This window comes from Frankia sp. CcMO1 (genome assembly GCF_977945845.1).
In genome coordinates, this window is sequence record NZ_CDWTMG010000379.1 from 1 (window position 1) to 2,978 (window position 2,978).

3 protein-coding genes are annotated in these 2,978 nt (G+C 73.5%); 1 reads left to right on the forward strand and 2 read right to left on the reverse strand.

What is annotated here, in order from left to right:
* The first annotated feature begins 120 nt into the window (after positions 1-120).
* On the forward strand, positions 121-639 hold the full coding sequence (locus tag AC08OU_RS24100) for a MarR family winged helix-turn-helix transcriptional regulator (protein ID WP_462188854.1): 519 nt from the start codon (positions 121-123) through the stop codon (positions 637-639).
* A 63-nt stretch (positions 640-702) separates the two neighbouring features.
* Here the strand turns inward: AC08OU_RS24100 and AC08OU_RS24105 are convergent, their stop codons facing one another.
* Both AC08OU_RS24105 and AC08OU_RS24110 read right to left on the reverse strand, forming a co-directional pair.
* The gene (locus AC08OU_RS24105) at positions 703-1,572 is read right to left on the reverse strand and encodes a PHP domain-containing protein (protein WP_476601582.1); all 870 of its coding nucleotides are present in this window, start codon (positions 1,570-1,572) and stop codon (positions 703-705) included.
* 85 nt (positions 1,573-1,657) lie between these two features.
* Positions 1,658-2,978 (reverse strand): aldehyde dehydrogenase family protein (locus AC08OU_RS24110; protein WP_476605897.1); only part of this gene is annotated, 1,321 nt, incomplete at its 5' end.

The following is a 2,978-nucleotide window of genomic DNA, read 5'->3' on the forward strand; positions in this document are numbered from 1 at the left end:
GATCCACGGTATATGCCTGGTCTGTGCCTGGTATGTGTCCCGGTGACGGAGGCGGCTGCTTGGGACGGTTTTGCGGGCGGGCCGCGACGTAGGCTGATCGTGCGGGGGCGGGAGGACGCGATGGCAGTCGAAGAGATGTTCGGCGCCAGCTCCGAGACCGGCGAGGACTGGGTCGACGAACATGGGATGCGGGCCTGGCGTGAGCTGCTGCACTCCCATGCCCACGTGACCCGGGTCCTCGAGGCTGAGCTCGAGGCGGCTCACCGGCTTCCCCTGGCCTCGTACGACGTGCTGGTCCAGCTCGCCGAGGCCCCGAACGGCGAGTTGCGGATGAGCGAACTCGCCCAGGCGGTGCTGCTCTCCCGCAGCGGTCTCACCCGGTTGGTCGACCGGCTGGAACGGGAGGGACTGGTCGCCCGGCGGTCCTGCCCATCGGATGCCCGCGGCACGCTCGCCACCCTCACCCCGCAGGGGCTCGACCGGTTGCGGGCGGCCTCGGGCACCCACCTCAAGGGGGTCGCCCGGCACGTGCTCTCCCACTTCAGCCGAACCGAGCAGGACCTGCTCGCCGAGCTGCTGGGCCGGCTGAGCCCGCCGAGGCCGGGTGGCAACGGCCGGGGGTGCGGCGCGGACGCCTGAGCGGCCACGGCCTGCCGGCGCCACGGCCTGCCGGCACCGCACCCCGGCCGGTACCCCGGCCGGTCATCCGGACGCGGTGATCGGGACCGCCCCCCGCGCGGCGGAGACCAACGCCTCGTAGGCCTCCCGGGAGGTGGTCTCGGCCCCGAGCCCCTGAGGCTTGCTGGCGCCGTGGAAGTCACTGGAACCGGTCGCCACCAGCGAGAGCTCGGCAGCGAGGCCACGTAGCCGGCGCCGCTCGACGGGTAGGTGATCGGGGTGATCGACCTCGAGGCCGGTCAGGCCCGCCTTCGCCATCGCCTCGATCACCTCGGGACCGACCGTGACGCCGCGCCTGCTCGCGAACGGGTGCGCGAACACGCTCACCCCGCCGGCGCCGTGGATGAGGCGAAGCGCCTCCCAGACGTCCGGCTGCTCCTTGCCCACCCAGTACGGTCCGCCCGCGCCGATCCACCGGTTGCTGAACGCGGCCGCCACCTCGGGGATCAGCCCGGTCTCGACCATGACCGCGGCGATGTGGGGCCGGCCCACCGTGCCGGCCGCCAGCTCCAAGACCCGTTCCCAGCGCACCGGATGCCCGTCCGCGGTGAGCCGGTCGACCATCCGACGGGCCCGGGTGGCGCGATGTTCTCGCACCTGGGCCCGGGCCGCCGCGAACGCCGGCTCGGCCGGGTTGAACAGGTAGGCCAGCACGTGCAGGGATACCCAGGCACCTGCTACCTCGACCTGGCAGGAGATCTCGGCGCCCGGCACCAGGGTCAGCCCGGCCGGCAGGGCCGCGGCCGCGCGGCCGATGCCCGCGATGGTGTCGTGGTCGGTGAGCGCGAGGACCGACAGGCCCTGCCCGGCCGCGAGCCGGACGAGGTTCTCCGGTGACTCCAGGCCGTCCGAGGCGGTCGAATGGGTGTGCAGGTCGATGGCCACCCGCTCCATAATGCTTCATAGTGGCAGCTTTTCGCCGCGCGGCGATGATGTGGGCGGCAGGCGGTGGCGGCGGGCGGCAGGCGGGCGGTGAGGCCTACAGGTCCAGATCGGTCAGGACCAGCACCCGCTCCTCGGTGAGGTCGGTCATGGCCGAGCGGACCCCCTCCCGCCCGATGCCGGAACCCTTCGTCCCACCGTAGGGCATCTGGTCGGCCCGGTACGACGGGACGTCGCCGATGACGACCCCCCCGACCTGGAGCTCCCGGTGGGCGCGGAACGCGGTGGCCAGGTCGTGGGTGAACACCCCGGCCTGCAGGCCGTAGGCGCTGTCGTTGATCCGGGCGAAGCCCTCGTTGACGCCGTCGACCGCCGCCACGACGATCACTGGGCCGAAGACCTCCTCGCCTACCACCTTGGCGGTGAGCGGAACGTCGGTCAGTACGGCCGGGCTGAGACTCGTGCCGTGGCGCGTCCCGCCGCAGACGAGTGTCGCCCCCGCCTCGACGGCCTCGATGATCCACGCTTCGACCCGTTCCGCCGCCGCGACGTCGATCAGCGGCCCCACGTCGGTGGCCGGGTCGGCCGGATCCCCGTCGTGCAGCGCCCGCACGGCGGCGACGATCTCGGCGAGCAGCTCGTCGATGATCGTGCGGTCTGCGTAGACCCGCTGCACGGCGATGCACGACTGGCCGGCCTGGTAGTTGGCGAACAGGGCGATGCGGCCGGCGGCCCGGGCCAGGTCGGCGGGAGCCGCGTAGTCGGCGGCGACCAGCACCGCCGCGTTCCCGCCGAGTTCGAGGACCACGTGCTTGCGGGGGACCGCGTCGCGGATGGACCAGCCCACCGGGCCGGAACCGGTGAAGGACACCACAGGCAGCCGAGGGTCTGCGATAAGCGGGCCGAGGCGGTCGTTGGGGATCGGGAGGACCGACCACGACCCCTCGGGCAAGCCGGCGTCGGCGAGCAGGTCGCCGAGGAACAGCGCCGACAGCGGCGTGCGCGGGGCCGGCTTCACGATGATCGGCGCGCCGACCGCCAGCGCCGGCGCCACCTTGTGGGCGACCAGGTTGAGCGGGAAGTTGAAGGGGGTGATGCCCAGCACGGGCCCGCGGGGGAAACGCCGGGTGAGCGCGAGCCGTCCCTCCCCGGTGGGATCGGTGTCCAGCCTGGTCAGCTCCCCGGCGAAGCGCCGGGCCTCCTCCGCCCCCCAGCGGAAGGTGGAGCTCGCCCGGGCCACCTCGGCACGCGACCAGGTCAGCGGCTTACCGCTCTCCGCGGTGATGAGACGGGCCAGTTCGTCGCCCCGACGGGCGATCTCCTTCGACACGGCGGCGAGCGCGCCGGCGCGGACGTGGGCCGGCAGCGCCGCGAACGCTGGCGCGACCGCCGCCGCGGCGGCCACGGCCGTCTCAACC

Bases quoted from the DNA above. Each gene is read 5' to 3' on its own strand.
- AC08OU_RS24100 (WP_462188854.1), top strand. From the start codon at position 121: ATGGCAGTCGAAGAGATGTTCGGCGCCAGCTCCGAGACCGGCGAGGAC.
- AC08OU_RS24105 (WP_476601582.1), bottom strand. From the start codon at position 1,572: ATGGAGCGGGTGGCCATCGACCTGCACACCCATTCGACCGCCTCGGAC.